Annotated in this window: 7 protein-coding genes; 4 read left to right on the top strand and 3 right to left on the bottom strand. The window is 70.9% G+C overall.

The window, feature by feature from the left end; genetic code table 11:
• Positions 1-303 precede the first annotated feature (303 nt).
• The 4 genes from QZV84_RS05860 (at position 304) to mftF (ending at position 4701) form a co-directional block, all read left to right on the top strand.
• Positions 304-1080, top strand: coding sequence for a VWA domain-containing protein (locus QZV84_RS05860; protein WP_292826740.1), 777 nt, complete (start codon positions 304-306; stop codon positions 1078-1080).
• Positions 1081-1165: 85 nt separating this feature from the next.
• The gene (gene mftD / locus QZV84_RS05855; protein WP_292826737.1) at positions 1166-2491 is read left to right on the top strand and encodes a pre-mycofactocin synthase MftD; all 1326 of its coding nucleotides are present in this window, start codon (positions 1166-1168) and stop codon (positions 2489-2491) included.
• A 16-nt stretch (positions 2492-2507) separates the two neighbouring features.
• Complete coding sequence (gene mftE / locus QZV84_RS05850) at positions 2508-3257, top strand: mycofactocin biosynthesis peptidyl-dipeptidase MftE (protein WP_292826734.1); 750 nt, start codon at positions 2508-2510, stop codon at positions 3255-3257.
• Positions 3250-4701: a mycofactocin biosynthesis glycosyltransferase MftF gene (mftF, locus tag QZV84_RS05845; RefSeq protein WP_292826731.1), complete on the top strand. Its 1452-nt coding sequence runs from the start codon at positions 3250-3252 to the stop codon at positions 4699-4701. The genes mftE and mftF overlap by 8 nt, the downstream gene beginning before the upstream one ends.
• A 12-nt stretch (positions 4702-4713) precedes the next feature.
• Here the strand turns inward: mftF and QZV84_RS05840 are convergent, their stop codons facing one another.
• From QZV84_RS05840 to QZV84_RS05830, 3 genes are all read right to left on the bottom strand, one after another.
• Positions 4714-5229, bottom strand: coding sequence for a luciferase family protein (locus tag QZV84_RS05840; RefSeq protein WP_292826728.1), 516 nt, complete (start codon positions 5227-5229; stop codon positions 4714-4716).
• The gene (locus tag QZV84_RS05835; RefSeq protein WP_292826725.1) at positions 5226-5348 is read right to left on the bottom strand and encodes a hypothetical protein; all 123 of its coding nucleotides are present in this window, start codon (positions 5346-5348) and stop codon (positions 5226-5228) included. Before QZV84_RS05835 ends, QZV84_RS05840 begins: the two co-directional genes overlap by 4 nt.
• Positions 5349-5387: 39 nt before the next feature.
• A partial coding sequence (locus QZV84_RS05830) for a type II toxin-antitoxin system PemK/MazF family toxin (protein ID WP_292826722.1) occupies positions 5388-5721 on the bottom strand: 334 nt, incomplete at its 5' end.

The raw sequence follows: 5721 nt of genomic DNA, 5'->3' as shown, positions 1-5721 counted from the left end.
GAGGCCGCCGAGACGACCCCGGAGCGCGTGCTGCGGGAGATCTGGGAGGACCGCTTCATCCTGGAGCCGCACGCGGCCGCGCCCGGCTGAAGAGCCGTCGCGGCCGATGGGCCGCTGCAGCGCGAGTCGTCACGTCGGCGTGAGGTCCGGGGCACGCCGCTGAAGCGCCGGCCGAAGGAGCTTCAGGAGGATCCGACGGTGTTCGACGCGACCAGCGGGGGCGCGGGCGCAGCGTTGCGCGCTGGCCCCGGCGATCCGCGCCGCGCAAAGGTCAAGGGCCCCCCGGGGTCTGGTGCTCCCGGGATGACCGATGAACCGGCGGTGCTCGTCGCGCCCGATGCCGATCCGTCGGAGCCCGATCCGCGCGTTCGTGCTCAGGCTCGGCGCATTGCATCGCGGCTGGCGATGCCGCGCCCGCGACGCGACGCGACAGCGCGCCGCGGCATCGGGGAACTCGCGAGCATGCCCTACCGAGGCGGGTCGGACGAGATCGACCTCGACCGCACGATCGAGGTGCTCGCCGAACGTCCGGTGCCCGACGACGAGGACATCGTGGTGCGCGACCGGGTGCGCACCCGGCGCTCGGTCGTGCTGCTGGTCGACGTGTCAGGCTCGATGCGCGGCGAGCGCGTCAAGACCGCTGCCGCGACCGTCGGCGCACTCTCGGCCGAGCTCGCGCACGACGCTCTCAGCGTCGTGGCCTTCTGGTCGGATGCCGCGCTGCTGCTGCGCCTCGGCGAGCCGGTGAAGCCCATGGAGCTGCTTGACGCGATCCTGCGGCTGCCCGCGCGGGGCCTCACGAACATCGCGTTCCCGCTGGAGGTCGCGGCCGGCCAGCTCGCGCGCGTCCCCGCGCGCGATGCCCGCGTCGTGCTGCTGTCGGACTGCGTGCACAACGCCGGACCCGACCCGCGGCCTCTGGCTGCGCGGCTGCCGCGACTGGACGTGCTGCTCGACGCGAGCGGCGAGAAGGACGTCGAACTGGGCCGCGAACTGGCGGCACGCGGCCGCGGCGTGTGCCGCGTCATCCATGACTTCCGCGACGTCGCGCCGGCGCTGAGTGCGATCTTCCAGAGCTAAGCGATTTTGGCACCGAGTGTCATTAGGATATCCGTAGACAGAACCGACAACACAGCGCATCCCCTATCGACAAGGAGGTCGGAGCATGACAGGACTTCTGGAATGGCCCTGGAAGCAGAACCCGTGGTTTGAATCCGTACTGGAGGCTCAGCGGCGGGCGAAGAAGCGGCTTCCGCCGTCCGTGTATGCGGCGCTCGTCGCCGGTTCAGAGCGTGGTGCCACCCCGCACGACAACACGGATGCCTTCGCCGAGCTCGCCTTCGCCCCGCATGTGGCCGGGCATCAGCCCGAGCGCGACCTGTCCACGACGGTTCTCGGCATCCCGATCTCCCTCCCCGTGCTCATCTCTCCCACCGGTGTGCAGGCCGTCGATCCCGATGGCGAGGTCGCAGTGGCCAGGGCCGCCGCGGCGCGCGGCACCATCATGGGACTGAGCTCGTTCGCCAGCAAGCCGGTGGAGCAAGTCGTCAGCGCGAACGAGAACACCTTCTTCCAGATGTACTGGACCGGCTCGAAGGAGCAGATGGTCCAGCGGATGGACCGTGCCCGCGCGGCCGGAGCCAAGGCGCTCATAGCAACGCTGGACTGGTCGTTCTCGGTCGGCCGCGACTGGGGCAGCCCGTCCATCCCCGAGAAGATGGACCTCAAGGCGATGATCCAGTTCGCCCCCGAGGGCATCCGCCGCCCGCGGTGGCTGCTGGACTGGGCGAAGGTCGGCATTCCCGACCTCACCGCACCCAACCTGCAGCCGCCCGACGGGCCGGCGCCGACATTCTTCAGCGCCTACTACGAATGGATGCAGACCCCGCCGCCCAGCTGGGAAGACGTCGAATGGCTGCGGAAGGAGTGGGGCGGTCCGTTCCTTCTCAAGGGGATCACCCGCGTCGACGACGCCAAGCACGCTGTCGATATCGGGGCAGACGCGATCTCGGTGTCCAACCACGGCGGCAACAACCTCGACACCACTCCCGCGACGATCCGCTGTCTCGGCCCGGTAGCCGACGCCGTCGGCGACCAGGTCGAGGTGCTGCTCGACGGCGGCATCCGCCGCGGCGGCGACGTCGCGAAGGCACTCGCCTTCGGAGCCCGCGCGGTCATGATCGGTCGCGCCTACCTGTGGGGTCTGGCAGCCAACGGGCAGACCGGCGTCGAAAACGTGCTCGACCTCCTGCGCATGGGACTGGATTCCGCCGTGCTCGGACTCGGGCACTCGTCGATCCACGAGCTCAGCCCCGCGGACCTCTGGGTGCCGCCGGGGTTCGAACGCAGGCTCGGTGACTCGGCGCCAGAGACCGCCTCCATGGCCCCCGCCACCACACCCCGCAAGACGAAAGCCACGACCGGCACGGCAGAGACCGCGGGAACATCGACGACGGCAGAGCAGGAAAGGGTCGCCCGCGCCGACGCGTGAGGGGAGGATGCCGGGAATGCAGTCCCCCTCTGAATCGCCGTCGCTCGCCTCGCGCACGTGGGAGACCGTCGGCCACCCGCTGCTTCTCGTGCCGCTCGGATCCACCGAACAGCACGGGCCTCACCTGCCACTGGACACCGACACACTCGTCGCAACGACGGTCGCCGAGCGGGCGACTCGAGAGCTGCGCCACCACGGAGTCGACGCCGTGGTGGCTCCGGCCATCGCCTACGGGTCCAGCGGAGAGCACCAAGGCTTCCCGGGGACCATCTCGATCGGTCGTGAGGCGCTCACCCTGCTTCTCCTGGAGTTCGGGCGCTCCGCCTGTGAGTGGGCAGGGCGCCTGGTCTTCGTGAACGGGCACGGCGGCAACGTGGAAGCCCTCGCGGACGCCGTCCGGCAGCTTCGAGATGAGGGCAGGGATGCCGCGTGGCTGGCGTGCTCGCCGGATCCCCGGGACGCCGCATCCTCTGCACTCCCCCGCGACGCCCACGCCGGGCGCGCGGAAACCTCGCTCATCGCGCACCTGCGGCCCCAGGACCTGCGCGCCGATCGGATCGCTCCGGGCGCGACCGCGAAGCTCTCCGAACTCCTGCAGCGGCTGCGTGAGGAGGGTGTGCGCGCCGTCTCACCGAACGGCGTGCTGGGCAACCCGACCGGCGCGAGCCCCGGCGAGGGGCAGCACCTGCTGGACGCCATCTGCACCGCGGCGATACGAAGGGTGCGCGGCGGCCGGGTGGCCGAGAACGGAAGCCTGATTGACTGAGAAGCCAACCGGCCGCGGGCCGGATGCCCCGGGGCTCCCCGCCGGCTTCGCCGTCAGGCTCAACCGGCACACGCGGGTCCTCGGCGGTGGGGGTGTTCTCGTGGGGGGCTCGCCCACCCGCGTCGCGCGGCTCAAGCCGGCCGCCGTCGGGCTCCTCCACGCCGGCACCGTCACTGTTCGCGATGGCGCGAGCCGGGCGCTCGCCGAGCACCTGCTGTCGACCGGCCTGGCCGACCCGGTCGCCTCGTCGCTCCCCCCGGTGCCCCTGACCGCGGCCACCGTCGTCATCCCGGTGCGCGATCGCCCGCAGCAGCTCGACCGGCTCCTGGCCAGCCTGCCCGCGGGGCTCGGCGTCGTGGTCGTCGACGACGCGTCGCAAGACCCGGCGGCGGTCGCAGCCGTGGTGAGCGCGCACGGCGCGAGGCTGGTCCCGCTCACCAGGAACCTCGGCGCCGCAGGCGCCCGCAACGTAGGGCTGGCGACGGTCACCACCCCCTTCGTTGCGTTCATCGACTCCGACGTCGTGGTCGAGCCCGGCTCGATCGAGACGCTGCTGAGGCACTTCGCCGACCCCGCCGTCGGGATGGTGGCACCACGGATTCTCGGGCTGGAGTCGCCCGATCCGAACTGGATCACCCGGTATGAGAATGCCCGATCCTCTCTCGACCTCGGCCGAGACGCCGCCGCGGTCCGTCCCCGCTCACGATTGACGTGGGTCTCGAGCACCTGTCAAGTGTGTCGGGTGGCGGTGATGGGCACCGGCTACGACGACACGCTGGACGCGGCCGAGGACGTCGACATGGTCTGGCGCCTCGTCGCGGCCGGGCACCGCGTGCGTTTCGAACCCGCCTCCACGATGCGCCATGAGCATCGCAGCACGCTGCGGACGTGGCTCGGCCGCAAGTTCTTCTACGGCACCGGCGCGCAGCCGCTCGCGGAGCGGCATCCGCGCGACGTCGCCCCCGTCGTGCTGCCGCCCTGGGCGGTCGGAGTCCTCATCGCCCTCGTCGCGCAGCGGCGCTGGTCGATCCCCGTCGCCGGCGCGATCAGCGCCGTCGTGATGGGGCGCATCGCGCGGCGCCTGGGCCATGTGCCGAGACCGGCGGCGGTCGCGGCACAGCTCACTCGTGACGGCCTGCTCGCGGCGATCGCTCAAGGGTTCACGCTCCTGCTGCGGCACTGGTGGCCGCTCACCGCGATCGCAGCGCTGTTCTCACGACGGGCGCGACGAGCGGTGCTCGTCGCCGCGGTCGCCGACACGGTGTGGGAGTATGCGCGCGTGCGACCGCAACTCGACCCGGTGCGGTTCGCCGTCGCTCGACGCCTCGACGACGTCGCCTACGGTGCCGGCGTATGGTGGGGTGCGCTGCGCGGACGCTCGTGGCTCGCCCTGCTGCCCGCGGTCGTCCGCACCTCCAAGCCGGCCGCACGCGACCGCGCCTGAGGGCGCGTGCTGTCAGTGCCGACTCTGGTCTGCGGCTCTGAGCGGAGGCTGTGTGCCTGTTGCATAGGCGTAGGACGTCCGTACGAGGTCGGCGGCGATGTCCGCCTCGACCGCATCGCGTGGAGCGTAGACCATGACCGCACCGGGTGAGATGATGCCGCGGCGGGCGATGGGGTGCAGCTCGGCCCAGCCGGCTTCGATCGCAGCCTCGGCGGTCTTCACCGGCAGCACCACGTGCAGGGAATGGTCGGGGGCTGGGTGGAGGTGGGCGAACTCGGTGTCGATCATGAACGCATCGGGTGGCCCTTGGGCCGTGCCTCGGGGCAGCGTGAGCGCTTCTGCACCCGGGACGGAGATCATCGAGCCCGTCCAGACCACACCCGGCAGGTCGCTGAGCTGTCCGATGAGGCGCTGCCGCGGCTGGTCGTCGCTCGGCTGCTGGTCGAGCTGAGTGTGCGGGTTGGTCGGAGTCGTCGAGGGACGCGGGCCGGGGCGCCGCGGCAAGTCCGCGGGGACGGCGTTGCTCATGACACAGTCAACAGCGGGCCGACCGGGACGTAGCCGAGTTCGTCACCCTGGCAGGCGAAGCCGGCGAACATCGCCAGTGCCGCACCGGCCCGGTTCTTGAGGGAAGAGGTCTGTTCCATGGTGTCCAGGGTAGTCGGGAAGGGTCGTTGCGGCATGTCTCAGATGCCCATGATGAGGCGGATGCCTTCCGCGATCCGTGTGACGAGGTAGCCTGCGAGGTGCCCTACCGGGTACGTGTCGAGGAACTCCCGGCTGACCGGCCCCACCTGCGAGACGACACCGACGGAGTCCTTCTCAAGCCCGGACGTGTCGTTCGGGATGAGGACATTGCCGGGGAACGCTCCGAGCGCGACATTCGAGGTCAGCGGGACAACGAGGACAGTCGCGATGTCGGACGCGAGCAGCCAGTCCTCTTGCATCACCACCGCGGGACGACGCTTCGCCGGCTCGGAACCCCTCGGCGATCCGAAGTCAACCCAGACGACGTCGCCG

The organism is Microbacterium sp. (assembly GCF_011620715.1).
Taxonomy (GTDB): domain Bacteria; phylum Actinomycetota; class Actinomycetes; order Actinomycetales; family Microbacteriaceae; genus Microbacterium.
Note: the sequence above shows the minus strand (reverse complement) of the source record. Positions and strands in the feature narration are given on the sequence as shown.